Source organism: Rhizobium sp. LEGMi-198b, assembly GCF_054114205.1.
Genome location: NZ_JBSYVH010000007.1, coordinates 159,066 through 185,397, shown reverse-complemented (window position 1 = coordinate 185,397; position 26,332 = coordinate 159,066). Strand labels below are relative to the sequence as shown.

Genomic DNA, 26,332 nt, shown 5'->3' with positions numbered 1-26,332 from the left:
GCATAGAAATTGAAGCGCTGCTTGAGCGCCACGAAAGTAATGTTCGCTCCAACCTTAACCGCTTCATTGGCTATAGACACCTTCGGACTTCAACCCCCCATCCGCCACAGCCGCATTTCCGTTAAACGCATTGGCCACCTTCGCCGCCAGTCGCCTCGCGGGCGACGCCGATGGCTTCGACACCGAGCTGGCAACAGAAATTGTCTCGGTCCTACGAGAGTCAAACATCGGCTGAGTGCTTATTCTGAACTGCGACAGCAGTTGGAAGAGAGCCTCGGCTTCGGATGCCAAGCTGTGAGCTGCGGCTGTGGCCTGTTCGACCATGGCTGCGTTCTGCTGTGTGCCCTGGTCCATCGTGTTGACGGAGGTGTTGATTTCCTTGAGGCCCGTTGCCTGCTCCTTTGAAGCTTCAACGATAGCCCCGACGTTGCCGTCGACCTGTTGGACCTGAGCGACGATCTCTTCCAGGGCTTTGCCGGTTTCGCCGACCAAGGATACGCCGCTTCTGACATGGTTGTTGGAGGTATTGATCAGATCCTTGATCTCTTTTGCGGCCTTCGCAGACCGCTGCGCTAGCTCACGCACTTCCTGGGCGACGACGGCGAAGCCTTTACCGGCTTCGCCGGCGCGTGCTGCCTCGACGCCGGCGTTCAATGCGAGGAGATTGGTCTGGAAGGCGATCTCATCGATGACGCCGATGATATTGCCGATTTCGGTCGCGGAAGCTTCGATCTTGTCCATGGCTTCGACGGCACTGCGCACGACACGGCCTGAGTGCTCGGCACTCTCCTTTGTCTTGCGAACCAGGTGACCTGCTTCCTGCGCGCGGTTGCTGGAGCCTGACACGGTTATGGTGATCTCTTCCAGCGCTGCGGCGGTTTCTTCGACAGAGGCCGCCTGCTGTTCAGTCCTCTTGGCGAGATCGTCGGAGGCCGATCGAATTTCCTGTGCGCCCGATGCAATGGCGCTCGCGTTCTCGGCGACCTTCTGCATCGCCAGTCGTAGTTTCTCCACGGCCTGATTGAAATCCACGCGCAATTGGTCGAGCGAGGGAATGAACGGGCCGGCGATCTGGCGCGTTAGGTCGCCATTCGCCAATCCCTGAAGGGCGTCCGCGAGCTGGTTCACCGCTGTATTGGTTTGTTCGGCAAGAGCTTCGCGTTCCGCCGCTTCCGTTTCCAGCCGTTTGCGCTCTTCACCAGCCCGCTTTGCATCCGCATCCGCGTCGCGTTCCGCTTTTGCCGAGATTGCGTCCCGGAGGGCCGCGACCGCGCGGGCCAGCATGCCGATCTCATCGCCGCGTTTTTCGAGCTTGCGATCGCCTTCCATATTGCCTTGTGCCATCGATACAAGCGACGTCTGGAGCTTCGCCAGCGGTCCGACGATGGAGCGGGCGGTAAGGGCTGCCGCCACGCTTGCGAGCAAAATAGCAATCGCAAGTGCCGTGAGCGCGAGTGAGTTAAACCCTCCGGCGGCGCTTCGAACTTCGTTGCCGGTCGATTTGTTCAGGGCTTCCTGATAATCGATGAATTTGTTGATCGCCTTCAGCCAGGCAACGAACTGAGGCCTTGCCTGTTCCAGAAGGATCTTGCGGGCCGCTTCGCCATCGCCTTTTTCCTGACGGGCTATAATCTCGGCAACGAGCGGATTGGTCTTGGCCTGAACCGCCGCAATTTCATCGAGGATGGCTTTCTCCTCAGCCGTCGCACCGGCCGGTGAGGCAATCATATCCGCCATCTTCTTTTCATTGTCTGCATAGGTGGAGGCAAGTGTCTCGATAAGCTTGACCGCGACTTGCCGTTCTTCCGCGGAAGTCACGAGGGTCACGTCCCTGATTGCAATTGCTCGGTCATGAACACTGCCTCGGTAATTGATGGCAAAGCGCTGTTTCACGCTGTTGATGTCGTTGATGACGCCAAGATTGCGGTCGATCGTTTTGACCTGTCCGATCGAGTAGAGCGTCAAACCGATCATCAGAATGAGCAGGAAGCCAAATCCCACTGCTAGACGCGCGACAATGCCGAATGTTTTCCAATTTACCATATGCAGGTCCCCACCCCAGATTTGGAATGCTGCTGCCAGCGCTAAGCATCCGCGGCCGGCAGGAGCGAGGGAAGGTTGCGTCGGTTAGGATCTGCTATCGATCCCTCATCCCGAAAGTTTTTCTGGGCGCCGGATCATTCGCCCGCACTACGATTCCCATCTAGGGTTATTTTTTATGCGGCAACATAGTTGATATTGTGTAAATCAGTTCAATAGAATTTCGCGGGGCGCGAATACAACTCCAAGCGATGAGCATTTGACCTGAATTTGCTTGGAAATTTACTTCCAGAAAGTAGAGGTATACAGCTCAATCGGCACCTTATGCCGATGTTTTAATTTCACTTATTTCGAAACGGTATGAGGTTGCTTTTTGGTGTGAATTCCGGTCCGGCAAGCTGTGACCGGATAGCTTCAAGCGACCTGTCAGCGGGATTTTTACAGGAGCTGTCTCACAGCTATTGGGTCTTTGGCTACTCAAGCCTACGGCGGAACAGCCACGAGGCGGCGCTGAGGGTTACCGCTGCGATCACTAGGAGCGGCCATGTCTGATTGAGGACCTCGCTGGGCGGAATATTCTTGAGGAAGACGCCTTTGACGATGACTAGGAAATAGCGCAGCGGATTGATCACGGTCAGCGGCTGCAGCCAGTCGGGCATGTTCTCGATCGGCGTGGCGAAGCCTGAAAGCAGCATGGCGGGAACGAGAAAGAGGAAAGCGCCGAGAATTGCTTGCTGCTGGGTCGCCGAAAGCGCCGAAATGAAGAGGCCGAGACCAGCGACGGAAGCGAGATAGAAGAGGGAGCTGCCGTAGAGCAGGAGCAGCGAGCCTCGCAACGGCACGCCGAAGACGAAGATTGCGGCAAGGATATAGATCGTCATGTGAAAGAGGCCGATCATCATCGGCGGGATGAACTTGCCGATCAGGATTTCATGGGTGCGCAAAGGCGACACCATGAGCTGGTCGAACGTACCGAGTTCGCGCTCGCGTGCAATGGAAAGAGCAGTGACGATGAGGCCGATGAGCAGTGCAATGCTGGCAATCAGGTTCGGCACCATGAACCATTGAAAGATCAGGTTGGGATTGAACCAGTTGCGCGGCACGACGGCTACGGATCGCGCCGACGCGCGTATTCCTGCCGGCGTGTCGGCGGAAAGGCTTGCAACGATCTGGTTGAGATAGCCGGCGACGATCTGCGAGGCGTTCGAACGTCGACCGTCGAGAATAATCTGCAGGTCGGCTGGCCTGCCTGCCTCGATATTCCGCGAGAAATCCGGGCCGACGACGAGGGCGGCGGTGACGCGCTGTCGGTCGACGGCATCGCGCATTTCGGCGAGGTCCTGGACCGATGAGATGCTGCGGAAAGTCGGTGAGCCTTCGATGCGCTGGACAAGTTCCTGGCCCCAGTGGCCGCTGTCGTGGTTCAGCAGCGCAATATCGACGTTGCGTACCTCCAGGGTCGCCGCATAGGAAAAGACCAGAAGCTGTACGATCGGCGGCCCGATCAAGATCAAGCGGCTCTTTGGATCGCGCAGGACCGCCAGCAGCTCTTTGACGATGAGGGCCTTCAGCCTTGACCACCACATCTTAGGCGATCCTCTTTTTTGTGCTGCGCGCAGCAAGCAGGAAGAAGACGCAGCCGATGCCAAACATAACGGCGATCGCCCGTAGGAACATCGGCCAGATGTCGCCGGCGAGAAAGACCGTCTGCAGGCTGGGAATGAGGTAACGGGCCGGCACGATGAAGGTGATCCACTGGATGACGGTCGGCATTGAGTTGATCTCGAAAAGAAAACCGGAAAGCAGGAAGGCCGGCAGGAATGCGGAGATCAACGCAAGTTGCGAGGCGAGAAACTGGTTCTTGGTCGCAGCCGAGATCAACAGGCCCTGGCCCAGCGCCGGCATCAGGAAAACCGCCGACAAGGAATAAAGTGCCAGGATGGAGCCGCGGAACGGCACGCCGAAGAGGAAGACGGCGAACAGGACACAGATCGTCATCGAGGTCAGGCCAAGCACGAAATAGGGCAGCAACTTGCCGGCGAGCAGCTCAGTAGCCGTCACCGGTGTCGCCATCATCGCTTCCATCGTGCCGCGTTCCCATTCGCGCGCGACCACCAGCGATGTCAGCAATGTCCCAACCAGCGTCATGACGATCGCAATGGAACCAGGCACGAGGAAGGAACGGCTGGTAAGCTCGGGGTTGAACCAGAAGCGTTGTTCGACGGTGATGGCTGGGTTGCCTCCCATCTTTTGCGCCTGCCGTTGAAGCTGCCAGTTGGCGACGGCGCCCTGGGCATAGTTTTGCACGAAATTGGCGGTGTTGGGATCGGAGCCATCGACGATGACCTGAATCTGCGGGCGGTTGCCCGCCATATAGGTCGCCGTGAAGTCCGCTGGTACGACGATGATGCCGCGGATACGTGAAAGGATCAGCTCTTCCTCGAACTGTCGGCGGTCGTGACCGCTGACCACCGAAAAATAGCGGGATGCCCGAAAGCTTGCGGCAAGATCGCCGGTAAGCGGCGTTGTCTCCTCCATGACCACGCCGACCCGCGTCAACTTGGTATCAAGCGAAACGCCATAGCCGAACAGGAAGAGCAGGATTATCGGAAGCACGAAAGCGATCAGGATACTGCTTGGATCGCGCATGACCTGGAAGCTCTCCTTGCGCACCAACGCAGCGAAGCGGCGGACGCGATCGCGCCGTGAGGAAGCCGTTGCCGTTGGGGACGGGGACATCATGCCGCCATCCTCTCCTCTGACGCCTGGACGAGGGCGATGAAGGCATCCTCCATGGTCGGATCGGGGTTTTCTGAATTGGCAACCCCGGCCTTCAATTCGTCAGGCGAGCCTAGCGCGATGGAGCGTCCGCGGTAGATCAGCGAAATGCGATCGCAATATTCGGCCTCGTCCATGAAGTGCGTCGTAACGAGGACTGTGACGCCTTTTTCGACGAGCGCATTGATATGGGTCCAGAATTCCCGCCGTGTGATGGGATCGACGCCGGAGGTGGGCTCGTCGAGGAACAGCACCTCGGGCTCGTGCATCACCGCGCAGGCAAGGGCTAACCTCTGCTTCAGTCCAAGCGGCAGGTCCTTGGCCGACATGGATAGCCGCGAGCGAAAATCGAAGATCGATGTCATGAGGTCGACCCGCTGGCGCTTGTGCGTGCCACGCAGGCCATAGACCCCGGCGAAGAATTGCAGGTTCTGCGAAACGCTGAGATCGCCGTAGAGCGAGAATTTCTGCGCCATGTAACCGAGACGATTGCGTGCCTCCGCGGTGTCGCGGCGCAAGTCGAAACCCGCAATCCGGCCTTCGCCGTTCGTCGGCTTCAACAGGCCACAGAGCATCTTGAACGTTGTGGATTTGCCGGCGCCGTTCGGGCCGAGCAGTCCGAAGATCTGACCGCGCGGGATGTCGAAGGTGATGTTGTCGGCCGCGGTGAAATCGCCGAAACGCTTGGTCAAGGCATGCGCCTCGATCACCGGTTTGTCGCCTTCAACGGCAAAGCTGCGCTGCGTCTCGGCCAGTTGCGAGCGTCCACCCGGTCCGCCGCCAAGCATGTCGATGAATGCGTCCTCGAAACGCGGCTCTGCAGGCACGATTTCGGCATCGCCGGCCGCCGAAAATCGGCTTTGTCTGTCCTTGACCGTAACAAGCCTTATTGTCTCTCCTTGAATGACGCCGTCGACCACGCCGTCTTCGTCAAGGAGTTTCGTCAGCATCTGGCGACGCCTGCCCGCAATGCCGCTGATGCGAAAAACGCGGCCGGCGACCCGTGCGGTCAGTTCCTTCGGCTCGCCGGCAAAAAGCAACTTGCCTTCGCTGAGCAGGAACACGCGATCGCAGGCCTCGGCTTCGTCGAGATAGGCGGTCGACCAGACGACGCCGACACCTTCTTCCGTCAGGTTTTCGACCATCTTCCAGAGATCGCGCCGCGAAATGGGATCGACGCCGACGCCGGGCTCGTCAAGCAGCAGCAGCTTTGGTTTCTTAAGAAGCGCGCAGGCAAGGCCGAGCTTCTGCTTCATGCCGCCGGAAAGCTTGCCGGCGAGGCGCCCGGTAAAGCGTTTGAGGTCGGTAAAGGTAAGCAGCTCGTCGAAAGTAGCAGTTCTTTCCTGCCTCGGAAGCCCGCGCAGATCGGCATAGAGATCGAGATTTTCCTGAACCGACAGGTCCTCGTAGAGGCCGAAGCGCTGCGGCATATAGCCGATCCCTGCCTGGATCGCAGCGGCATCCTTGCGCGTGTCGAAGCCGAGAACCTGCACTGTGCCACTTTCCGGCAGCATAAGCCCCGTCATCAGGCGGATGAGCGTCGTCTTGCCGGCGCCATCCGGGCCGACGAGGCCGGTTATCTCGCCGCCGCGGACCGCGCCGGTAATGGCATCCAGCGCCGGTTTTGCCGCGTCAAACCGTTTTGTGACCTCATCGAGCCGGACAAGGTCGCCGCTACCGCCGCTGTCGACCGCCTCGCTCATTTTTCCGCCGTTTGCAATGTCGGGAAGTGAAGGGTTACCGGCATGCCCTGGCGCAGGTCGGGTCCGGGCTTGTCGATGGTGACACGCAGCCGATAGACGAGATCCGTGCGCAATTCGGGCGTCTCTACGGATTTCGGCGTAAATTCGGCAACAGGCGAAATGAATCCGATGGTGCCGTCATAAGCTTCGTCCGGCTTCGTGTCGGAGGTCACTTTGACTTTCATGCCGGGGTGAATCCGGCCGAGATCCGGCTCGGCGACATAGCCGCGGACCCAGACAGGCTCGGTCAGCGATAGCACGAAGACTGGATCGGTGGGCGCGACGATCGCCCCTGGCTCCTGCACACGCGAGAGGATCACACCGTCATTCGGTGCACGCAACTCGGTATCGCCGAGCGATGTGCGTGCCGTCGCGAGCGTAGCTTCGGCTGCTTTTAGCTGCGCATCCGCGGCGGCGATATCTTCGGCGCGGCTTCCCTCTTCCAGTAACTTCAGCGCCTGATTGGCCGAATCCACCCGTGCTGCCGCCATCGCCCGCGCTGCCGTCGCTTGATCCAGGGTGGCTTCGGATATGTTTCCGGAGGGCCGCAACTGCTTGGCGCGATCGTAGGCCAGATTGGCGTTTTCCAGATCGGCAAGCTGCTCTTGATAAGAGGCACGCGCCTGGGCGATTTCCGTCGGCCGCGCTCCGGCCTTGAGCTTGTCGAGCGTGGCGCGCAATGCTGCGGCATTGGCCTCGGCCGAGCGGACGGCATAGTCATAGGGCTCTGCGTCGAGCCGGGCGAGCACCGTGCCGCGTTTTACGACGTCGCCCTCATCGACAAGAGCCTCGCTGAGCTTGCCGTTGACGCGAAATGCAAGCGAGACCTGGCGAATGTCGACATTGCCGTAGAGTACGAACTCCTTTTGCTCCTGCCATTTCCAGCCGAGTTTTGCCGGCGCGTCCGACCACCACGCGGCTGCGCCCGCGGCTATGACGACTACGACGGCAATCGGAATGATCCTGTTCACGACATTTCTCCTTTCGCCGGCCCGAGGGCGGCGACAAGCCTGCGCGCATGCTGCTGCAATCTGACGATCTCCTTCTCACCGATCGCATCCCATTCCATCTGAGCGAGCACGGCCGCATTGGCCATTCTGAAAACCATGAGACTGCCAACGAAAGATAGGCAACGTAGGCGCACATTTTCCGACGCGGGATCATCGGCGATGACCGCCCCGATCAGTCGTCGCCCAAGGGCAATCATTGGTCCCATGATGCCGGAATAGACCCGTTCGAATGCCGCAGTCGGCTCCATCTGCTCGCGAATGATGAAACGCGCCCAGGCTTCGGATTTCTTGCTGACGAACAGGACGACCATCGTCTCGACGATCTCATTCAGAAAGAGCCGCGCTTGCGCTTCGCCGAGCGGCATACCCGTTCTGTCGAGTGCTGCGATTTGCTCGGCAATTCGTTGCCGCATGCCGCCGACATGCTGACTGATCATGTCGGCGAGATATTCCGCAGTGGCGATATACAGCCCTTCCTTACTCCCGAAATAATAGGGGATCGCCTGAAGGTTCACGCCAGCCGCGTTGGTGATCTTGCGCGTCGAGGCACCGTCGAAGCCGTATCGACCGAAGACATCGAGGGCATTTTCAAGCAGTTTCTCACGCGTGATGTCGCTGCGCGCAGCCTCGGATTTTGTATCTTTCCTTTGTCTCATATTCCCATAATGAACCAATTTTGAAATAAGTCAATCGATTGACTGAATTTGCAGCAAGCTTCTTGGCTCGGCTGCTTTCGGTTCGCAGCATCAGCAGTCTCCATGTTGAGTCGGATCGTTGCTACGCAGTGGGTCTGTCGGCAGACCCGTTGCGCATGCCCATGAGTCCAAAGGCAGAAATATTGGATTAGCAATTGCAGAAATGGACGCTGCGGCAAATTTCGGGATGCGTGGCTAACGACACGTCCCGGTTAATCTTTTAGAAAATAAGCATAATCGCAGTGCAGTTAAGACAGAAATGCAGGACAAATCTACAACTAGTCAACCTTCAGGGGGACGTCTCATGGAACCTAACCGACCCACAACAATACAGATCAGCGCCCCTCAACATGCCGCGAATAATCCATATCGCGTCATTGAGCGCGAAGAGGTGCTTGCCGAAGCATTCCGCGAATTCGTGCTGACGGCAGTCGCTGCAGGTTGGAAGGAATCGGAGGTCGCTTTGACCTTGGCCGATATCGCAGATGACTACGTTATGGCGCTCGCTCGAAGAGTTGCAGCAAATTAGTATTGAGTTCCATCTGCGTTCGTCCGTGGTATCCGCAAGATGGCTGCTAACAACTCTTCATCCAGCCGGCCGGCAAGTCGATTAAGATGAGATGGCTTGCCGGCCGTGCACATGGCGCAGTAAAAATCGGATTCCGTCGCGTCATCATCCATCGAGTTCGCAGGAAAAGCCCTGCGCACTTGCCGATAGGGTAAACTCCACCGAGCGCGAAAATCGACATTTCCGTAGTGACGGTCGCCCTTACCTGCTAACCTTTGCTCATGGCCATCAAAGGTGATTTATCCCGCTCTCCGATTGCGATCCCTGAGAGTTTTTGGCATGTCGCCTACAATGCCGATCACTACCCGGGCGCTCCTGGGATGATGGGTGTGGACGGTGGGGCGAACTGCCAACGATATGCCTACTCGATCCTCAGGCATTTCGGGTTCAGCATCCCAGATTTTCGATCAAGTGACCTGTGGGCCGATCAAACATTCACACGCGTTTCGCCTGTGATGGTGCCTCTCGGGCTGATACTTGTTCACAGCAAGCCATCAAGCTTTGGAGCGCATGTCGGCCTTTGCCTCGGGGGAGGGCTGATCCTTCATCTTTCTCGCCGCATCGGTGTGCCCGCCATCGAAAGACTGGCAGAGCTTCGGGATCGGGACGAATACCGCCATCTGATCGGAATTAAGGTTCTGTTTGATCGACGGCAGGGAGCCTGATTTCCTGGGCTGAAGCGAAGAACTATGCGGATGAAGCTATTGTACGACCTTCAATTTGATCAAATTGTCGAACGTCTTCCGGTTGATTTCGAGGTCTTGCGCCGTGACGCCGCTTCCGAAGGCCGGCGATTTATTGAACGACTGCATGATGAATGGCAAAGCGGCGAGCAGCGCTTCAATCAGGCACACGAGGTTCTACTGGCCGTCAGGGTAGACCGCGACTTGGCGGGAGTTGGAGGCATGACGGTCGATCCTGATTTGCCATCCGCCATGCGCATGCGGCGCTTCTTCATACGTCCGGCCTATCGTCGTTGCGGCCTGGGACGCCAACTGGCAGCGGCGATCCTGAACCGGACAATCCCGAAGGGCACTATTGTTACGGTGAATGCGGACAACGCCGACGCGGTCGCGTTTTGGGAGGCTCTGGGTTTTCGACGCGACCCCAAGCTTGGCCACTCCCATTGGCTCCCTTGGGAGCGTGGGTCTCATGTGCTCCTGACCTGAGCTAAGTCAGCAAAGCTTGGATTATGATCGCCACAAAGAACGCGAGGATAACGGCTGCAGCCATCATAGTGACTTGGCGATTGGCTCGTTGAAGGACGCGCGATTGTCGCCCCTGTTTCATGCGAAGGCGACGCCCTCGGACAGGGGCCGTATTCGAACGGATTTGCTCTTTTTTCCCGGACATATCTGCCTCCCTGCAGATGCGAGCTGTTTGAATATAGCAGCCGACATTGAGGGGGACAAAGTTTCGCGCCCTCAGCCGGGCGAACGGTGCCAGCTTATCGCGCCCCGGCCGAGGAGGGGGTATTTTTCCATCTACTTGTGCTTGCCTCCACCGTGTCCTTTTCCAGAGGAGGCGCTAGATCGATTGCCTGTGATGGTTGCGTCCGCCGGTGCAGAATTGTCCTCTATCAATGAGTTGGCTTGATACCCCTGCACGGTTGCTTTCTGTAGGCCAGGATTACCTTCAACGGCGGCGCAGCTATAGGAGGTGGAAACGCCGTGCCTGATGAGAGTGTCGCTGCCGGCGCCGTTGTGGACGAAGACCATGTCGTGTCCGACGAGTCGCGCCGTCTTCTTGGTGAGTTTCTCCTTTTTCATTTGGAAGAAAGTACCGTCGACTTCAATGATTTGCTTCTGCCACATCACGCGAACGTGGGGGTTTCCATTGCACTCCTGAAAGGCGTAGGCAGTGTCGCAGGCGAGGCCGGTAATAACAAACAAAGTTGCTACGAGGCGCACTTTCGGTCCCTCCGTACTTTTTACTTCAAGGACAATAAATTATGCTTGACGTTTATTAAATTATGAAGCCAATACGCGGCAAAGTAGCCTACGGTGATTAGTCCAAAGAGGCTCTGTAAGGACTGCTGTACAAGGGCTAAGGCGCTGTGTTTCCGACGCTCCGCTTGCGCAAAGTCGTCGACGAATTCAAAGCGAAACTGGGCTATCGACCCACCTCGCAGGATCTGTCTGATGCGAAGAAATTTGGCGGGAAGGGCAGGGGATGCGCCGGCTTGCACTGGGCAGTGACCCGTTATTCGGGTCGACCCAGCCGGTTCTCGTCATCGATCAGGGTTAGCCGCGCCGAAGCACTCTCGCCCCAAGTCCAAAGGACGAGATTCATGTCGTCCGCCGTTGCACCGGGGGCAAAACTCCTGACGAGCAGACCTTGATAGCCAGCGGCGGCTAGCCGCCGGGCAAAGCGCTGAGTTCTCGCCTCGCCGGTCGCCTTTATCTGGTCGCGCCACGTTGGGTCGGCAATTGCATCTGCATCCATCAATTCCGCCTGCAGGGCATCTTCGTCGCGACTATTGAAGACCTTCTCTAACGCGGCGTCGTATGAGACGAGTGTCGTCGGTTGCAAATTGCCGACCTGATTGGCTTCGCGTAGCGCCGTCAGGACCGACAGCGATGTATAGAGCGCCGGCATTCCTTTCGGATTGAACCGACCGCCATAGAGTTCAGCTCCGCGGCCTGAGAGCGGTTGGTGCGCATAGATGGGGTTCAGCGCCCGGTAGAGCTTTCCTTCATAGCGCATCGAGTGGGACTATGCGTGAACGCCGGCGTCGACTGCGTCGATATAGTCGAGCACTTCATCGGCGCGTCCGTCGCGCACCAACTGCATGGCCGTCTGGCCAGAAAATCCGGGCAGTGGCTCGGAGCGATACCAGGCATAGGCCATCAGGGCCGAGCCGAAACGCGGTTCGACCTTGTTGACGACCTCGATCATTTCGCGCAAGCGCCGCTGCGTCTTATCAGAGCGGATCCGGTCCTTGCGCTGGATCGCATCCTTGCCGAGGCCGGCTGTACGAGCGATTTCCTCGCTGGTCGTGCGGAAGGCATCCGCGATCTTCCGTGGTGCGAACAACCCGTCATCCGCATATTGGGCGAGACCCATTTCTCTCACCTCCAATTCGAAATGCCAATTATTATGACGTTATATAGCGTCAAAATTGTTGGCATTCAAGCCGATGGAGTGACGCGGCGCATATTCAGGCGAGTTTTGCCTCGCGTGACACTCGGGCGCGGCTGGAGCTCAGCCGCGCCCGAGTGGCTTTCTGTCCGGATCAGGCGATATCGAAACGATCCGCGTCCATCACCTTCGTCCAGGCCGCCACGAAGTCGCGCACGAACTTCTCTTGCGTGTCGCTCTGGCCATAGACCTCTGCAAGTGCCCGAAGCTGGGAGTTCGAACCGAATACGAGGTCGACGCGGGTGCCGGTCCACTTGATATCGTCCGTTCCGCGGTCGCGTCCCTCGAAGACATATTTCGAGTCCGCCGAAGCCTTCCATACCGTGCTCATGTCGAGCAGGTTGACGAAGAAATCGTTGGTGAGCGTTTCAGGACGCTTAGTGAAAACACCGTGCTGGAATTGTCCAGCATTGGCGTTCAACACGCGCAGGCCACCGACCAGGACGGTCATCTCCGGCGCGGTCAGCGTCAGAAGCTGCGCCTTGTCGATCAGCAACTCCTCGGGCGAAATGGAGTATTCGCCCTTCTGATAGTTGCGGAATCCGTCGGCGATCGGTTCCAGAACGGCAAAGGAGCTTACATCGGTCTGCTCCTGCGTCGCGTCGGTGCGGCCTGGCGTGAAGGCAACTTCGATGTCATGACCGGCATTCTTGGCTGCCTTTTCGACGGCGGCTGCGCCACCAAGGACGATCAGGTCCGCGAGCGATACCTTCTTGCCATCCGACTGGCCGTCGTTAAACGCCTTCTGAATGCCTTCGAGCGTCTCGAGGACGGTCGCGAGCTGGGCCGGCTGGTTGACCTCCCAATCCTTCTGCGGCGAAAGACGAATGCGCGCGCCGTTGGCTCCACCGCGCTTATCGGAACCGCGGAAGGTTGCGGCAGAAGCCCAGGCGGTCGAGACCAGTTGCGAGATGGACAGGCCCGATGCGAGGATCTTGCCTTTGAGGCCGGCGATGTCCTTCGCGTCGATCAGGGGATAATCGACGGCAGGAATGGGATCTTGCCAGATCAGCTCCTCGGCCGGAACTTCCGGACCGAGATAACGCACACGGGGGCCCATGTCGCGGTGGGTCAGCTTGAACCACGCGCGGGCAAAGGCATCCGCGAACTGATCCGGATTTTCAAAGAAGCGGCGCGAGATCTTTTCGTAGGCCGGGTCGAAGCGCAAGGCGAGGTCGGTCGTCAGCATAGCGGGTGCATGACGCTTGGACTTATCGTGCGCGTCCGGGATGGTACCGGCACCAGCGCCGTGCTTCGGGGTCCACTGGTGTGCACCAGCCGGGCTCTTCGTCAGTTCCCATTCGTAGCCGAACAGGTTCCAGAAGAAGTTGTTGCTCCATTTCGTCGGTGTCGTGGTCCAGGTAACTTCCAGGCCGCTGCTGATCGTATGACCGCCCTTGCCCGTTTCGAAGCTGCTCTTCCAGCCGAAGCCCTGTTCTTCGATGCCGGCACCTTCCGGCTCTGCACCGACGTGAGCGGCATCGCCGGCGCCGTGGGTCTTGCCGAAGGTATGTCCGCCTGCAATGAGGGCGACCGTCTCTTCGTCGTTCATGGCCATGCGCGCGAAAGTCTCGCGGATGTCCTTGGCGGCGGCAAGCGGATCGGGATTGCCGTTCGGGCCTTCCGGATTAACGTAGATCAAGCCCATCTGCACGGCGGCAAGCGGGGTTTCGAGGTCGCGTTCACCGGAGTAGCGCTTGTCGGCAAGCCATGTTTCCTCGGCGCCCCAATAGACGTCTTCTTCGGGCTCCCAGACGTCCGGACGACCGCCGGCAAATCCGAATGTTTTGAAGCCCATCGATTCCAGGGCAACGTTGCCGGTGAGGATCATCAGGTCGGCCCAGGAGATGCTGTTGCCGTATTTCTGCTTGATCGGCCAAAGCAGCCGGCGCGCCTTGTCGAGGTTGACGTTATCAGGCCAACTGTTGAGCGGCGCGAAACGCTGCTGACCGGCTCCTGCGCCGCCGCGGCCGTCGCCGGTGCGGTAAGTGCCGGCACTGTGCCAGGCCATGCGGATGAAAAGCGGACCGTAATGGCCAAAGTCGGCGGGCCACCAATCCTGCGAATCCGTCATCAGGGCATGGAGGTCCTGTTTGACGGCGTTAAGGTCGAGCTTCTTGAATTCCTCGGCATAATTAAATGCCGGGCCCAGAGGATTCGACAGCGCAGAGTTCTGGTGGAGAATCTTCAGGTTCAACTGGTTCGGCCACCAGTCCCGGTTTGATCTGCCGCCATGGGCCGTGTGGGTGTGCACCACCGGACATTTGCCGGCTGTATCGGCTTTCGTATCCATATTTCTCTCCCTCGTGATTACTTGAATTGAGCCATCCAGAAGAGTTCATTGCGAATCCTCTGAAAAGCAGTCCGGTTTCATGGTCGGCACGGTGACGAAGTACCAGACACATGAAATGTCCTTGTTTGTTTGCAAGCAGACCGTCGCGACAACGAGCTTGGGAGGCACCGGTGTTTCCGGACAGTCTGGACGTCAACGAGCTGCACATCGTCCGTGGCCATTTTATGAGCCAGGCGTGACAATGGCTACACCTCATCGGCGCTTTACGAACTATAGCCAAGCAGTTCCATTAATTTAAGTTGGATTTACTGATTGCGGCGATAAGGTAGGGTTATGACGAATTTGACACTCAAGCAGCTTCGCTATTTCGAGGCGCTGGCACGACAAGGTCACTTCGGGCGCGCGGCAGATGTCTGCGCGATCTCCCAGCCCGCCTTGTCGATGCAGATCAAGGAACTGGAAGAATCGCTGGGCACAGAGCTCTTCGAAAGAGGCGCACGCCAGGTTCGGTTGACCAGTTTCGGGGAAGCGTTTGTACTTCGCGTCCGCGATATCCTTCGCTCTGTCGATGAGCTCGCAGATATGGCGCGTGCCTCGCAGAACCGGCTCGTTGGGCGGTTGCGCCTGGGGATCATTCCGACGATCGCACCCTATCTGCTGCCGGCCATCATCGGCAATCTAACACGCATGCACGACGGGCTCGACATTCACGTCCGCGAGACGCAGACCTCGAAGCTGGTGCAGGAACTGGCGGAGGGCCGGCTTGATGCGGCAATCGTTGCGTTGCCCGTATCCGAACCCTCGTTGACCGAGATCACGCTGTTTTCGGAAAATTTCGTGTTGGTTCGGCCGAGCGAGGATGAAGGCAAGCCGGTACCCAATCGCGAAGCGCTGCGCGAGATGAGGCTCCTTTTGTTGGAAGAGGGCCATTGTTTTCGCGATCAGGCCTTGTCGTTCTGCAATCTGTCTTCGGCAGTGCCGCGGGAGTTGATGGATGGCAGCTCTCTGTCCACGCTGGTCCAAATGGTCAGCGCCGGCATTGGTGTCACCCTGATCCCGGAAATGGCAGTAGCTGTGGAGACGCGTTCGGCGCCCGTGTCCATCGCCCATTTTCATAATGTTGAACCATCGCGAACGATCGGCATGATCTGGCGAAAGACCAGCCCCCTGACCAAACAGTTCCTCGAGATATCCGAAGTCGTTCGCCAATCAGCCGAGGCGATGCGCGAGCGGCACAAGTCGCTTTCGCGGCCGCACGATCCAGGATTGAGCACTCGCATGCCGGCCGTTGACAGCCGTACAGCCAATGACGCATCGCCAATCGGTTCATCCCAGTGATGACTGAGCGCATGAAGCTTTGCTTTGGCTCATATCAAACTTGAATTGTGATGTTCGGGGATCATCGCTACGCGTCGACATTGCGATGAAGCACGCGACGGTAATCAGCAGCGTGCCAATGAGCCGAACGGGTCTACGCAGCGGCCATGCCGCCAGAAAAAATTGATACCGGTAAAAGCATTCAAGAACGATATTGCCAAACACTCTCGTTGTTTGCAACAAATGCGTGTGAAAATTTATGGTAGTATTTACAAAGCCTTGGCAGTTGAAGACAACTCTAAATCCATGTAGAATTTAATGTCTTAAAAATAGAGAAAGCGGTCCAATGAGCGGCCGATTTGTCAAATTCGCGGAAGTCCTCGGTATTTCTGCAGGATTATCTGTAACCTTTTCAGATCTGGCCTCGGCTGGCTGTTGGTCAGCTTTGAAAAGCCCGGAATGGCAGCAAGTCAGTTCAATAATTGCGAGTGCGAAGCTATGCGAGCAGATGCCTTCGGGACCAAATCGCACCAGGAGGCTTGAGGTAACGGCCGTTGATTTCTGTACAGCTCCAAGTGGTGTTTCTGTCACCGCAAACGTGTCTCTCACTTGCGGATCGAGTTCAGATTCCTTTCTCCAGTTATCACCACTGGACGGCAAGGTTGTGGCGACAGTGACACTGGATATTGGTGCATGCAAAGTAACGGATTCGACCATAAATATTAGCGGCCAAGCTGGCGAAATCTTATCCAAACTACCTCAGACGCAAGAATTCCTGCGCACGTGGGCGCAAATACGCCTTTCGAACTTGTGCGGAATGCAGTGATCCGCACCATCCTATTCGCTCTGGCGGAAGTTGCGGATACGGTCGAATAAGACAGCAAGCACGATCGAGCCACCGATAAAGGTGCCCTGCCAGAAGGCATTGATGCCAAGAAGGCCGAGACTATTGCGGATCACTTCGATCAGGGCCGCACCGATCAGTGCGCCGAACGCCGTGCCGACGCCTCCGGCAAGATTGGCGCCGCCGATAACAGTTGCGGCAATGACCTGAAGTTCCATCCCAGCGCCTATATTCGTGGTGACGGCACCGAGCCAGCCCGTTTGAATAATGCCAGCGACGCCGGCAGACAGAGCCGAAAGGATATAGACTGCAACCTTGATCTTTCGCACCGGAACGCCGGTCAGCGTTGCGGCATGCTCGTTGCCGCCGATGGCAAAGACGTAGCGGCCAAATCTGGTCCATCGCAGCACAAACCCGGTCAGAAGCGCTAGCGCGATCATGTAAAGCACCGGGTTTGCAATGCCGAAGAGCCAGGCGCCACCGCCAAGTGCAAGGAGCTTGTCGTGATCCGGTCCGAATTGAAAGACGACTGTGTTATTGGACGCGACCATCGCCAGGCTGCGGGCGATCGACAACATGCCGAGCGTGACGACGAACGGCGGAAAGCCGAGATAGGCGATCAGGACTCCGTTGAAGGCTCCTACGATGAGGGCTGTGCCGATCGACGCGGCAATGCCCGTGCCGATCCCGTAACCGGCATGCATGACGACTGCGAGCACCATGCTGCAAAGGCAGAGCACGGAGCCGACAGACAGGTCGATACCACCGGTGATGATGACGAGCGTCATTCCAAGCGCGATGATCGCCACGAAGGTGACATTGCGGGTGATATTGTAGAGGTTGGTGGATGTTGCGAACGAACTCGTGGCGAATGACAGGAAAATACAGGCAAGGATGACGGCAATCAGCACCCAGAATGTCTGGCTGCCGAAAATTGCAGCGAGCCAACTCCGCTGCTTGCGTGCGATCGTTTGATCAAGAGTAATTGCCATTCGACCTCGCTTGCTTTCGATACCGGCACGGCCTTCGATTATACTTGTTCGATCGCGCCGGTGATGAGCCCTGTGACTTCTTCGGGTGAACTTGCCCCGATCTGCTTGTCGGCCACTTTCCGCCCGCGCCGCATCACAATCACCCGGTCGGCCACGGAAAAGACATCCGGCATGCGGTGACTGATCAGAATGACGGCGATGCCACGATCTCGAAGTTGGCGGATCAAAGCCAGCACTTCGGCCACTTGGCGAACGGAAATCGCGGCGGTTGGTTCATCCATGAGCACGAGCTTTGCTTCCGCCAGCATCGTGCGGGCGATCGCGACGGCCTGCCGCTGGCCGCCTGACATCTGCTTAACGAGGTCACGCGGACGCGTCTCGGACTTCAGCTCCTTGAAAATCTCGCCGGCGCGCTTGTACATCGCTTTATAGTCGAGGATCCGCAAGGGGCCGAGGCCGAGGCGAAGCTCGCGCCCCAGAAAGACGTTTGCTGCAGCCGTCAGATTGTTGCAGAGAGCCAGATCCTGGTGGACGATCTCGATGCCGCGCTGGCGTGCTTCTACCGGCCGATGCAAGACGAGCTCCTCCCCATCGAGGCTCATCGTGCCGTGGCTCGGCCGAAAGTTGCCGGCAATCATCTTGACCAGCGTCGATTTGCCCGCGCCATTGTCGCCCATCAATCCGACGACCTCTCCCGCTTCCAACGAGAACGAAACGTCGTTTACCGCCTGGATGGCGCCGAAATGTTTTGAGATGTTGGCGAGCTCAAGAACTGCCACCGGCCCTCTAGCCTCCCAAAGCCGCAGGCTCGCCCTTTCCGAATATATTCGTTTCGATTTGAGCTGCGATTTTGCCCGCCGGTCTCCTCCCTGCGAGCATCAACAATATTTACTCAGAACCGCGCGAAATCGTCAATCGAATGTCACTAATTTACCGTCTTCCCTACAATTATTCGTTTGTAGTACAATTCCGTCGACGCGCGAAGGTATCCTTACATTAGCTGTTGCCGGAGGAGAGTATGTTAATCCTTGTCACCGGCGCAACGGGCAAGGTTGGGCAGCATTTTATTGCCGGAGTGCTTGGCGATCCACGATTTTCAAAGGCGCGCATACGCGCGCTTTGCCATAATCGGTTGTGTCCTGAAACAGAGCGGGTCGAGGTCACACAAGGCTCGATTGCCGACGGGGAAACCGTCGCCAAGGCGCTTACGGGTGTCACCCATGTCGTGCATCTCGCCACATGCAAGGAAACGCCTGCCGATGTGATGGACGTGACGGTAAAGGGACTTTTCTGGCTGCTCGAGGCTTTCCGCAGCAGTCCCACGGCACGACAGTTCATCCTTATCGGCGGCGACGCCGGTATCGGTCATTTCTATTATCGTCACGAGACACCCATTACCGAAGCCACACCGCATCGGGCTTATCCGGGATGCTATGCGCTTTCGAAGGTCCTGGAAGAAGTGATGCTGGAGCAATTCGGCATTCAATACGACCTCAACGGCTGCTGCCTGCGAGCGCCTTGGATCATGGAAAAAGACGACTTCAGATTCTCGCTTTCATTCGGCGATGACGTCTTCGGCGGACCCGACTGGAAGACGCTTGTCCCTCAGGCCGACGCCGCGCGCTATGCAAGGGACGGCACAGTACCGCTGCTACGCGACGCGGATGGACGCCCGCTGAAGCGCAATTTTGTCCATGTCGAAGACCTTGTCTCAGCCATGCTTTCGGCCATCGACAATCCGCGCGCTAAGGGACAGCTTTTCAACATCTGCATGGATCGTCCGGTCGACTATGGCGAGGTCGCCGCCTATCTCGCGCGTACCCGGGGTCTCGGTTCCATCGATATAGGCAGCCAGTTCCATTCGAACTGGATGGACAACAGCAAGGCTAAGTACCTGCTCAATTGGAGCCCCATCTACGATCTGGAAATGCTTATCGACTCGGCCTGGGGATACGAGCGTTCGGAAGGGGAAGCTCGCATCATCTGGTATCCGGGTTGATCACGGGGCGGGCAGTGGTGCCCGCCTTCTTCAAAGGGGAGGAAGCTATGAGGAAGGCATTGTTGCTTACAGTCGCGGTATTGGCGCTAACGGCCGGACAAGCCTTGGCGGCCAAGAAACAGCTTGTCATCGTCGTGAAGGGCTTGGACAACCCGTTCTTCGAAGCAATCAACCAGGGTTGCCAGAAGTGGAACAAGGAGAATGCGAACTCCGAATATGAGTGCTTCTACACTGGTCCGGCCTCGACATCGGATGAAGCCGGCGAAGCGCAGATCGTGCAGGACGTGCTCGGCAAGGCCGAAACCGCGGCGATCGCTATTTCGCCCTCGAACGCCAAATTGATTGCCCAGACCCTGAAGACGGCCAGCCCTAAGGTGCCGGTCATGACGCTCGATGCCGATCTTGCGGCCGAGGACGCAGCGTTGCGCAAAACCTATCTTGGGACGGACAACTATCTGATGGGTGCGCGCATTGGCGAATACATCAAGAAGGCCAAACCGAACGGCGGCAAGATCTGCACGATCGAAGGCAATCCTGGCGCCGACAACATCCTTCGTCGTGCTCAAGGTATGCGCGACACGCTAACAGGGAAAAAAGGCCTTACTGCGCTGAAGGGTGAGGGCGGCTGGACGGAAGTCGCAGGTTGCCCGGTGTTCACCAATGACGACGGCGCCAAGGGCGTTCAAGCGATGACCGATATCCTGGCTGCAAATCCAAGCCTCGACGCTTTTGGCATTATGGGAGGCTGGCCGCTGTTCGGCGCTCCGCAACCCTATCGCGATCTGTTCAAGCCGATGGCCGACAAAATCGGCAAGAACGAGTTCGTGATCGGCGCCGCGGATACGATCGGCGACGAAGTGGCGATTGCCAAGGAAGGCTTGGTGACGGCGCTTGTCGGCCAACGGCCGTTCGAGATGGGTTACAAGGCGCCGTCCGTGATGATGGACCTCATCGCCGGCAAGCCGGTCGAAGATCCGGTCTTCACCGGGCTCGACGAATGTACAAAAGATACCGTCGACACCTGCATTCAGAAGTAAAAGCTCCAACCGAAGCATGCCGTATTCGCATGCTTCGGTTGACATCGCATGGTGTAGCGATCGTGACAGTCAGCTACGGCGAGGCTTAAACGTTTATGTGGTTTTCCAGCTTCGGCACGCTTATGAGCATCGACCCAAGCCACGATGTCGAGTGGGATTGCCTGCATCGGTGCCGGGCAAGAAGTTTGGAGCATAGGGGCGGCTTCGAAAGGGGAGCCGCCGGATGTCAGGGGAACCACGTTAAATGCCGCTGCATGTTTGCTCCGCAGCGGAAGTGATGGCCGCCTACTTGGCGCAATATCCATCGTCGTCGCAGCGTGAAAGGGGGCTCTGAGGCATCCTTGACCATTACTAATGACTTTTGAATTTTAGCACAAGCTGATACTATCGCGACCCGGGTCCTGTACTACGAGGCTCAACATGCGGCGTGGTGTGATATCTGGTGTCTGTTTGGCATGCGCCGCGACCTTTCTTTTGGCGGGCTTTGTTCTTGCCGACGAAGATGACATGAGAACGGGTGAACGGCTTGCCGCGTTGTTACGCGCCAGCCGGACTGTCATTTCGGGTTATCAAAAGCTTATCAACGACGAATCCCTCGGAGAAAAGGACCTCACGGGTCAACGCGTCGTCAACGAAGCGCTACAGATCTTTGCCCAGCGCAAGGGCGATTCCATATCGGATCAAAATTACAATCCTTTCGACAAGCAATTGTTCGACGCGCAGGTCGCGGCGATAAAGGAAGTTGTCGACGAACATCAAAGCATGATCGATATGAAAGGAGTGGGCTTTAAGGGCTTCATTCCCTCGACTTTTGCTCGGTTGGTCAATGAACGTTTCGGGGAAAAGGTCGGCGACAAGGCGAAGATGAAGGTGACTGCGCCGGAGGAGCTCATCCGCAATCGCAAGGCGCGCCCGGATCAGTGGGAGCAGCATGTGATCGAGAGCAATTTTCTATCTCCCGATTGGCCGAAAGGCAAACCCTTTACCGAGGAGGTTGAGGTGAACGGCCGTCAATCTTTTCGCATGCTAATCCCTGAATACTACTCGGCATCCTGCCTGACGTGTCACGGCGGACCTAAAGGCGAGGTTGATGTAACAGGCTACCCGAAGGAGGGTAAAGCTGAAGGCGAGTTAGCCGGCGCGATCAGCATTACGCTGTTTAAATGAGCGCCTTTGTCACCATTCCAATGCGGATCGGCCGCTTGACCGATCGAAAGATTCCGCTTCGCCTTATCTGTCTTTCGGCCGCGCTTTTGGTCGCGTTGCTCCTCAGCGTCGCCTTTATGGCGCATGACCTGCGTGAAAATCAGCGGCGTGTCGAGGAGGCGAATGCGCGCTTTCATATGTTCGACGATGCTGCCAAGGCGCATCGCCATTTTGGCGAGGTTCGCTATTGGCTAACGGATCTATCGGTCAGCCTGTTGACGCTTTCGGAACGGCGCGCGCAAGAAGCCCGCAAAGCTCTCGAACAAGACCTCGTTCGCATCAAGGTCTTCGCACCCGATGAAGCCAACACGATCCAAAAGGGTTCGGATGCTTACTTTGAAAAAGCGATGCAGGCCGTTGATGCCTACACAAACGACAACAGGGTCATAGGAAACACGCGACTGGCGGCTGCCAGAAGCTATAGCGACCAAATCGATTCCGTGCTCATGTCCCTTGAGCAGCGTCTCGAGAACGAAGCTGATCTGGCGCGTGACGCAGCCGACGCAACGGCGCGCAACACCTATTTGCGTGCTCTGATCGCGGCCAGCGTGACGACGCTGGCCTGCATTCTGATGACTTGGCTGGTGCTCCGCTCTATCCTTGTGCCGCTTGGCCGGATCGACAGGGCGATGACCCAACTGACGAGGGGAGAGGAGGACGTCGAACTGCCGCCAGAAGGCAGCGATGAATTCGGGACACTTTCAAAGACGCTGCGGTTGCTGCGTGACAGCCAGGCAGAGCGTCGCGAGCTTGAAGCCGCCGCCGAGCGCCAGCGCAACACCGTGATGACGGCGATCGAAACCATCCCCGATGGCTTCGCATTCTTTGACGCGAACGATCGGCTGGTTCTGGTCAACCAACGCTATCTTCAACTGTTTCCCGGCACTGCCGACCTAATGACGCCGGGAAGAGCCTTTGAAGATATCGTTCGAGCGCAGGCAGAACGCGGCACGACTGATATTGGAGGCGGCGGCATAGAAAATTGGATCGCTGAGGCCATGCAGCGTCACCGCGAGCCGCGCGGCATGATCGAGCGGCAATTCGCCAATGGAACATGGCTGCGCATTGCCAAGCGAAAGACGCCGGAGGGCGGCACCGTGGCGGTCTACACGGATATATCGGATCTGAAGAACCGACAGGCGGAGCTGGAGGAGGCAAAGCGTGGCGCGGAGGTCGCCAGTGAAGAGAAGAGCCGTTTCCTGGCCTCCATGAGCCACGAGCTGCGCACTCCTTTGAATGCGATCATCGGATATAGCGAAATGCTCATCGAGGATGCCAGCGATCTCGGACAAACCGAATTTATTGCGGATCTCAATAAAATCATGGGCTCGGGACGCCATCTCCTGGCGCTTATCAACGACGTTCTCGATCTCTCTAAGATCGAGGCGGGCAAGATGGAGCTTTACGTTGAGCGCCTCAGTCTGAGACAGCTCCTTGCCGATGTTCAAAATACCGTCGCGCCGCTGATCGCCAAAAAGGGCAACCGTCTGCTGGTGAGTGCCTCCGTGGAGCAGGACCAGATCGAGACCGATAAGACGAAGTTGCGGCAGAACCTATTCAATCTTCTCTCGAATGCCGCCAAATTTACGGAGAACGGTGAGATCAAGCTTTCGGTGCGGCGCTATGAGGACGAACTGGGCGAATGGCTCGAATTTGCCGTCAGTGACAGCGGAATCGGCATGACGAACGAACAGCAGAAAAAGCTATTTCATGCATTCGTACAGGTGGATTCGTCGACGACGCGGAATTACGGCGGGACCGGCCTTGGTCTGACCATCACACAGCATTTCGTAAAGATGATGGGAGGTGCCATTACCGTCGACAGCGAATTCGGAAAGGGTTCGACCTTCCGTTTCACAATTCCGGCAATCACCAGAACCGATATTGTTCAGGAAAATGCGCCGCAAAGCGATGCCCTTGAAGATGCGGGCGCACGTCCAACAGTTCTCGTGGTCGATGATGAGGCGCGGGCTCGCAAATTCGTCTCCGACGCGGTTCGCGGCGCAGGTTTTGCCGTGATCGAGGCGAGGGGCGGGGAAGAGGGCTTGGCAAAAATCCGCAAATTGCATCCGGACGCCGTCGTTCTTGACGTGATCATGCCTGGTCAAGACGGTTGGTCCGTCCTGCGCGAAATCAAGTCGGACGAGGCAATCTGCGATATTCCCGTCATCCTCGCGACAGTTGTGGCCGATCGCGAGATGGGCCTCGCGTTCGGGGCTGTTGACCATTTGATCAAGCCAATTGATCCCCAACAACTCGTCGATACTCTGAACGCAGTTGCCGGTGAAGCACGTCATGATGTGCTTATCGTCGACGATGATCCTGCGACGCGCGATCTTTTTCGCCGGGTCCTCGTCCGCGAGGGTTGGAGGGTTCGGGAGGCGGCTGACGGTCATCATGGTCTTAAGCAACTCGAGGCCGGACGGCCCACGATTATGGTTCTCGACTTGATGATGCCGAACATGGATGGTTTCACGTTCCTTCAGGTGATCAGGGACCGGAACGACTTGGCAGATATTCCCGTCGTTATCGTCACGTCGAAAGACTTGACGCGGGAAGAGCTGGATTGGTTGGGTGTTCGGGCCAAGGAAATCGTCAGAAAGGGAACCAAAGGTCGCACCGATCTGATTGCAGCTTTAAAGCGGCATCTTCCGCAAAAGGAAGAGGCTTGAGGAGAGAGGTTGGCATGGTCAAAATTCTTCTCGTCGAGGACAATGAGATGAACCGCGATATGCTCTCCCGCCGCTTGGAGAAACGCGGTTACGAAGTTGTCAGCGCAACCGACGGGCTCGCCGGGGTCGAGGCTGCCATGACCGAGCGACCGGACTTGGTTCTGATGGATATGAGCCTTCCTGTGATCGACGGCTGGGAAGCAACAAAGCGGATCAAACGAAATCCCCTCACCGCTGCCATACCTGTGATCGCACTTACTGCCCATGCCATGGCCGGCGACCGGGAAAAGGCAATCGAGGCAGGTTGTGACGACTACGATACCAAACCGATCGAACTGCCGGGTCTGCTCGACAAGATCGCGCGTTTGACCGGAGGGTAGCAATCATGGCTCAATCTCGCGACATCGGGCATCGCATGTATATCGCCAAAATCGCCCAAAACATCGTGGATCCGGCCCAAGCCATTCTAGGTTATCAGGAACTGATTACGGAGGAGGTGCGTGAAGCGGGACCCAGTGATGCTTTGCCGGACCTTGAAAGGATATTAAGCGCCGCCCGGGAGTTGAACGCACTGATCAAGCGGCTTCTCGACGTTGAAGCGCCGGAGAGTGGGAACGCCCCCTCGGTCGATAAACTTTTACGGCACGATCTCAGAACGCCCATGAATGCCATTCTCGGTTATTCCGAGATGTTGATCGAGGACTTTACCGACACCTTGCCGACGCGTCTGCTGGAGGATGTGTCAAAGGTCATTCGTGAAAGCCGCAATTTGCTTGCGCAGATTGACGAAACACTTGATGGGTCGTCCCTCGATGCGGATCACGAATTTCAGCCGAAATTTGACGGAACGATCGCCGCCGATCTGGCTAGGACAATGGCAACCCGCCCTTCGGCCGTCACTGAACACGCAGGACGTATCCTCATCGTCGACGACACGGCGTCAAATCGCGATCTCCTGTCCAGACGCCTCTGCCGCGATGGACACAGTGTCGTTGCGGCAAGCTCCGGCAAGGAGGCGCTTCATATCTTCGGTCAGCAGGAATTCGATCTGGTATTGGCCGATGTCCTGATGCCGGACATGAACGGAATAGAGCTTCTCGGCCAGCTTAAATCGAACCGACAGTTTAGAGATATCCCAGTCGTGATGATTTCTGGCCTGAAGGATGACAACGCAGTTGCCCGTTGCATTGAGGCTGGGGCGGAGGACTATCTTCGCAAACCGATCAATCCCGTCCTGCTTAAAGCGCGCATTGCCGCCTGTCTTGAGCGACGTCGTTGGCGAACGCGCGAGAAGGAATATTTGGCACGGATAGAGTTCGAGAAGGAGCGGGCAAACACTTTACTTCAAGCAATTCTTCCGGCGCAGGTCGTGCAGCGGCTTGCGGACGGAGAGGAAGTGATCGCCGATCGCATCGATATGGCGACTATTATTTTCGCCGACATCGTCAACTTCACGGAATTTGCAGCACGAACGCCTGCGGTAGCATTGGTCCGAAGACTAGGAGACTTGTTTAGTCGTTTCGACGCACTTGCGGATCAATATGGTATCGAAAAAATCAAGACGATTGGTGATGCGTATATGGCGGCGTCAGGATTACCGGACGCTCGCGTGGATCACGCTGAGGCGGGCGTTGGGTTCGCCAAGGCAATGCTGGCTGAAATGCCTAGAGACACGGATGATGGATCAGCACTGACTTTGCGGATCGGCATCCATAGCGGCCCGGTCATCGCGGGACTAATTGGTCGGAAGCGCTTTGTCTATGATGTTTGGGGACATACGGTCAACGTTGCCAGTCGAATGGAATCTTGCGGCGTACCGGGTCAAATTCAGATATCGCAAACGACCTACGATGCACTTGGCGAAGGGCGCCCGCCCGCGCGGCGGGAAATCATGCATATTCGCGGGATCGGGAGATACACAACCTACCTTTTGGAATAACCCTGTGTGAGGCGCTAAGCGGCCACATACTCTTGAATGCCACATACTGGGATGTCTTG

22 protein-coding genes are annotated in these 26,332 nt (G+C 57.4%); 10 read left to right on the top strand and 12 right to left on the bottom strand.

Annotated features, from left to right (window positions below):
* Positions 1–63: 63 nt before the first annotated feature.
* The 6 genes from ACXHXG_RS24590 to ACXHXG_RS24565 form a co-directional block, all read right to left on the bottom strand.
* Complete coding sequence (locus ACXHXG_RS24590) at positions 64–2,043, bottom strand: methyl-accepting chemotaxis protein (protein WP_457901028.1); 1,980 nt, start codon at positions 2,041–2,043, stop codon at positions 64–66.
* 470 nt (positions 2,044–2,513) lie between these two features.
* A complete protein-coding gene (locus ACXHXG_RS24585; protein ID WP_457901027.1) occupies positions 2,514–3,626 on the bottom strand; it encodes an ABC transporter permease in 1,113 nt (370 codons plus the stop codon).
* Position 3,627: 1 nt separating this feature from the next.
* Positions 3,628–4,779 carry an ABC transporter permease gene (locus ACXHXG_RS24580; protein WP_457901165.1) on the bottom strand — a complete coding sequence of 384 codons (1,152 nt, stop codon included), beginning with the start codon at positions 4,777–4,779 and terminating at the stop codon, positions 3,628–3,630.
* The gene (locus ACXHXG_RS24575) at positions 4,779–6,521 is read right to left on the bottom strand and encodes an ATP-binding cassette domain-containing protein (protein WP_457901026.1); all 1,743 of its coding nucleotides are present in this window, start codon (positions 6,519–6,521) and stop codon (positions 4,779–4,781) included. The genes ACXHXG_RS24580 and ACXHXG_RS24575 overlap by 1 nt, the downstream gene beginning before the upstream one ends.
* The gene (gene hlyD / locus ACXHXG_RS24570; protein ID WP_260304117.1) at positions 6,518–7,531 is read right to left on the bottom strand and encodes a secretion protein HlyD; all 1,014 of its coding nucleotides are present in this window, start codon (positions 7,529–7,531) and stop codon (positions 6,518–6,520) included. Before hlyD ends, ACXHXG_RS24575 begins: the two co-directional genes overlap by 4 nt.
* Complete coding sequence (locus tag ACXHXG_RS24565) at positions 7,528–8,226, bottom strand: CerR family C-terminal domain-containing protein (protein WP_104827143.1); 699 nt, start codon at positions 8,224–8,226, stop codon at positions 7,528–7,530. The genes hlyD and ACXHXG_RS24565 overlap by 4 nt, the downstream gene beginning before the upstream one ends.
* A gap of 343 nt (positions 8,227–8,569) precedes the next feature.
* Here ACXHXG_RS24565 and ACXHXG_RS24560 point away from each other — a divergent pair, with 343 nt between their 5' ends.
* The 3 genes from ACXHXG_RS24560 (at position 8,570) to ACXHXG_RS24550 (ending at position 10,002) form a co-directional block, all read left to right on the top strand.
* Entirely contained in the window at positions 8,570–8,794 is a 225-nt protein-coding gene (locus ACXHXG_RS24560; RefSeq protein WP_104827142.1) for a hypothetical protein, read from the top strand.
* A gap of 260 nt (positions 8,795–9,054) precedes the next feature.
* A complete protein-coding gene (locus tag ACXHXG_RS24555) occupies positions 9,055–9,498 on the top strand; it encodes a hypothetical protein (RefSeq protein WP_457901025.1) in 444 nt (147 codons plus the stop codon).
* 30 nt (positions 9,499–9,528) lie between these two features.
* On the top strand, positions 9,529–10,002 hold the full coding sequence (locus ACXHXG_RS24550) for a GNAT family N-acetyltransferase (protein WP_457901024.1): 474 nt from the start codon (positions 9,529–9,531) through the stop codon (positions 10,000–10,002).
* Between the two features lie 315 nt (positions 10,003–10,317).
* Here ACXHXG_RS24550 and ACXHXG_RS24545 read toward each other — a convergent pair whose 3' ends face one another.
* From ACXHXG_RS24545 to katG, 4 genes are all read right to left on the bottom strand, one after another.
* A complete protein-coding gene (locus tag ACXHXG_RS24545; protein ID WP_457901023.1) occupies positions 10,318–10,743 on the bottom strand; it encodes a hypothetical protein in 426 nt (141 codons plus the stop codon).
* A gap of 292 nt (positions 10,744–11,035) precedes the next feature.
* Positions 11,036–11,539: an RES family NAD+ phosphorylase gene (locus tag ACXHXG_RS24540; RefSeq protein ID WP_457901022.1), complete on the bottom strand. Its 504-nt coding sequence runs from the start codon at positions 11,537–11,539 to the stop codon at positions 11,036–11,038.
* A gap of 9 nt (positions 11,540–11,548) precedes the next feature.
* Positions 11,549–11,899 (bottom strand): MbcA/ParS/Xre antitoxin family protein, encoded by a 351-nt coding sequence (locus tag ACXHXG_RS24535; protein WP_283059696.1) that lies wholly within the window; start codon positions 11,897–11,899, stop codon positions 11,549–11,551.
* A 169-nt stretch (positions 11,900–12,068) separates the two neighbouring features.
* Positions 12,069–14,267: a catalase/peroxidase HPI gene (gene katG / locus ACXHXG_RS24530; RefSeq protein ID WP_457901021.1), complete on the bottom strand. Its 2,199-nt coding sequence runs from the start codon at positions 14,265–14,267 to the stop codon at positions 12,069–12,071.
* Positions 14,268–14,600: 333 nt separating this feature from the next.
* On the opposite strand from katG, the gene ACXHXG_RS24525 reads away from it, so the two are divergent.
* Positions 14,601–15,605 carry a hydrogen peroxide-inducible genes activator gene (locus ACXHXG_RS24525; protein ID WP_457901020.1) on the top strand — a complete coding sequence of 335 codons (1,005 nt, stop codon included), beginning with the start codon at positions 14,601–14,603 and terminating at the stop codon, positions 15,603–15,605.
* Between the two features lie 816 nt (positions 15,606–16,421).
* On the opposite strand, the gene ACXHXG_RS24520 is transcribed toward ACXHXG_RS24525, so the two are convergent.
* Together ACXHXG_RS24520 and ACXHXG_RS24515 are read right to left on the bottom strand one after the other, a co-directional pair.
* Complete coding sequence (locus ACXHXG_RS24520) at positions 16,422–17,420, bottom strand: ABC transporter permease (protein WP_260304108.1); 999 nt, start codon at positions 17,418–17,420, stop codon at positions 16,422–16,424.
* Between the two features lie 38 nt (positions 17,421–17,458).
* Positions 17,459–18,226 (bottom strand): ATP-binding cassette domain-containing protein, encoded by a 768-nt coding sequence (locus ACXHXG_RS24515; RefSeq protein ID WP_457901164.1) that lies wholly within the window; start codon positions 18,224–18,226, stop codon positions 17,459–17,461.
* Between the two features lie 212 nt (positions 18,227–18,438).
* Here ACXHXG_RS24515 and ACXHXG_RS24510 point away from each other — a divergent pair, with 212 nt between their 5' ends.
* The 6 genes from ACXHXG_RS24510 to ACXHXG_RS24485 all read left to right on the top strand — a co-directional run bounded on the left by ACXHXG_RS24510 (position 18,439) and on the right by ACXHXG_RS24485 (position 26,273).
* A complete protein-coding gene (locus ACXHXG_RS24510; protein ID WP_457901019.1) occupies positions 18,439–19,419 on the top strand; it encodes an NAD-dependent epimerase/dehydratase family protein in 981 nt (326 codons plus the stop codon).
* A 47-nt stretch (positions 19,420–19,466) separates the two neighbouring features.
* Positions 19,467–20,456: a substrate-binding domain-containing protein gene (locus ACXHXG_RS24505; protein ID WP_457901018.1), complete on the top strand. Its 990-nt coding sequence runs from the start codon at positions 19,467–19,469 to the stop codon at positions 20,454–20,456.
* Positions 20,457–20,876: 420 nt separating this feature from the next.
* Positions 20,877–21,623 carry a Tll0287-like domain-containing protein gene (locus tag ACXHXG_RS24500; RefSeq protein WP_283053703.1) on the top strand — a complete coding sequence of 249 codons (747 nt, stop codon included), beginning with the start codon at positions 20,877–20,879 and terminating at the stop codon, positions 21,621–21,623.
* Positions 21,624–21,658: 35 nt separating this feature from the next.
* Positions 21,659–24,334, top strand: a complete 2,676-nt coding sequence (locus ACXHXG_RS24495) for a response regulator (protein ID WP_457901017.1) — start codon at positions 21,659–21,661, stop codon at positions 24,332–24,334.
* A 14-nt stretch (positions 24,335–24,348) separates the two neighbouring features.
* The gene (locus tag ACXHXG_RS24490) at positions 24,349–24,714 is read left to right on the top strand and encodes a response regulator (RefSeq protein WP_457901016.1); all 366 of its coding nucleotides are present in this window, start codon (positions 24,349–24,351) and stop codon (positions 24,712–24,714) included.
* A gap of 5 nt (positions 24,715–24,719) precedes the next feature.
* A complete protein-coding gene (locus ACXHXG_RS24485; protein WP_457901015.1) occupies positions 24,720–26,273 on the top strand; it encodes an adenylate/guanylate cyclase domain-containing protein in 1,554 nt (517 codons plus the stop codon).
* Positions 26,274–26,332: the final 59 nt, after the last annotated feature.

Excerpts from the sequence above, each read along its gene's own strand:
- ACXHXG_RS24505 (WP_457901018.1), top strand. The coding sequence starts at position 19,467 with ATGAGGAAGGCATTGTTGCTTACAGTCGCGGTATTGGCGCTAACGGCC.
- ACXHXG_RS24585 (WP_457901027.1), bottom strand. The coding sequence starts at position 3,626 with ATGTGGTGGTCAAGGCTGAAGGCCCTCATCGTCAAAGAGCTGCTGGCG.
- ACXHXG_RS24550 (WP_457901024.1), top strand. The coding sequence starts at position 9,529 with ATGAAGCTATTGTACGACCTTCAATTTGATCAAATTGTCGAACGTCTT.
- ACXHXG_RS24555 (WP_457901025.1), top strand. The coding sequence starts at position 9,055 with ATGGCCATCAAAGGTGATTTATCCCGCTCTCCGATTGCGATCCCTGAG.
- ACXHXG_RS24525 (WP_457901020.1), top strand. The coding sequence starts at position 14,601 with ATGACGAATTTGACACTCAAGCAGCTTCGCTATTTCGAGGCGCTGGCA.
- ACXHXG_RS24575 (WP_457901026.1), bottom strand. The coding sequence starts at position 6,521 with ATGAGCGAGGCGGTCGACAGCGGCGGTAGCGGCGACCTTGTCCGGCTC.
- ACXHXG_RS24485 (WP_457901015.1), top strand. The coding sequence starts at position 24,720 with ATGGCTCAATCTCGCGACATCGGGCATCGCATGTATATCGCCAAAATC.
- ACXHXG_RS24490 (WP_457901016.1), top strand. The coding sequence starts at position 24,349 with ATGGTCAAAATTCTTCTCGTCGAGGACAATGAGATGAACCGCGATATG.
- ACXHXG_RS24500 (WP_283053703.1), top strand. The coding sequence starts at position 20,877 with ATGCGGCGTGGTGTGATATCTGGTGTCTGTTTGGCATGCGCCGCGACC.
- ACXHXG_RS24520 (WP_260304108.1), bottom strand. The coding sequence starts at position 17,420 with ATGGCAATTACTCTTGATCAAACGATCGCACGCAAGCAGCGGAGTTGG.
- ACXHXG_RS24540 (WP_457901022.1), bottom strand. The coding sequence starts at position 11,539 with ATGCGCTATGAAGGAAAGCTCTACCGGGCGCTGAACCCCATCTATGCG.
- ACXHXG_RS24565 (WP_104827143.1), bottom strand. The coding sequence starts at position 8,226 with ATGAGACAAAGGAAAGATACAAAATCCGAGGCTGCGCGCAGCGACATC.
- ACXHXG_RS24510 (WP_457901019.1), top strand. The coding sequence starts at position 18,439 with ATGTTAATCCTTGTCACCGGCGCAACGGGCAAGGTTGGGCAGCATTTT.
- katG (WP_457901021.1), bottom strand. The coding sequence starts at position 14,267 with ATGGATACGAAAGCCGATACAGCCGGCAAATGTCCGGTGGTGCACACC.
- ACXHXG_RS24590 (WP_457901028.1), bottom strand. The coding sequence starts at position 2,043 with ATGGTAAATTGGAAAACATTCGGCATTGTCGCGCGTCTAGCAGTGGGA.
- ACXHXG_RS24560 (WP_104827142.1), top strand. The coding sequence starts at position 8,570 with ATGGAACCTAACCGACCCACAACAATACAGATCAGCGCCCCTCAACAT.
- ACXHXG_RS24580 (WP_457901165.1), bottom strand. The coding sequence starts at position 4,779 with ATGTCCCCGTCCCCAACGGCAACGGCTTCCTCACGGCGCGATCGCGTC.
- ACXHXG_RS24535 (WP_283059696.1), bottom strand. The coding sequence starts at position 11,899 with ATGGGTCTCGCCCAATATGCGGATGACGGGTTGTTCGCACCACGGAAG.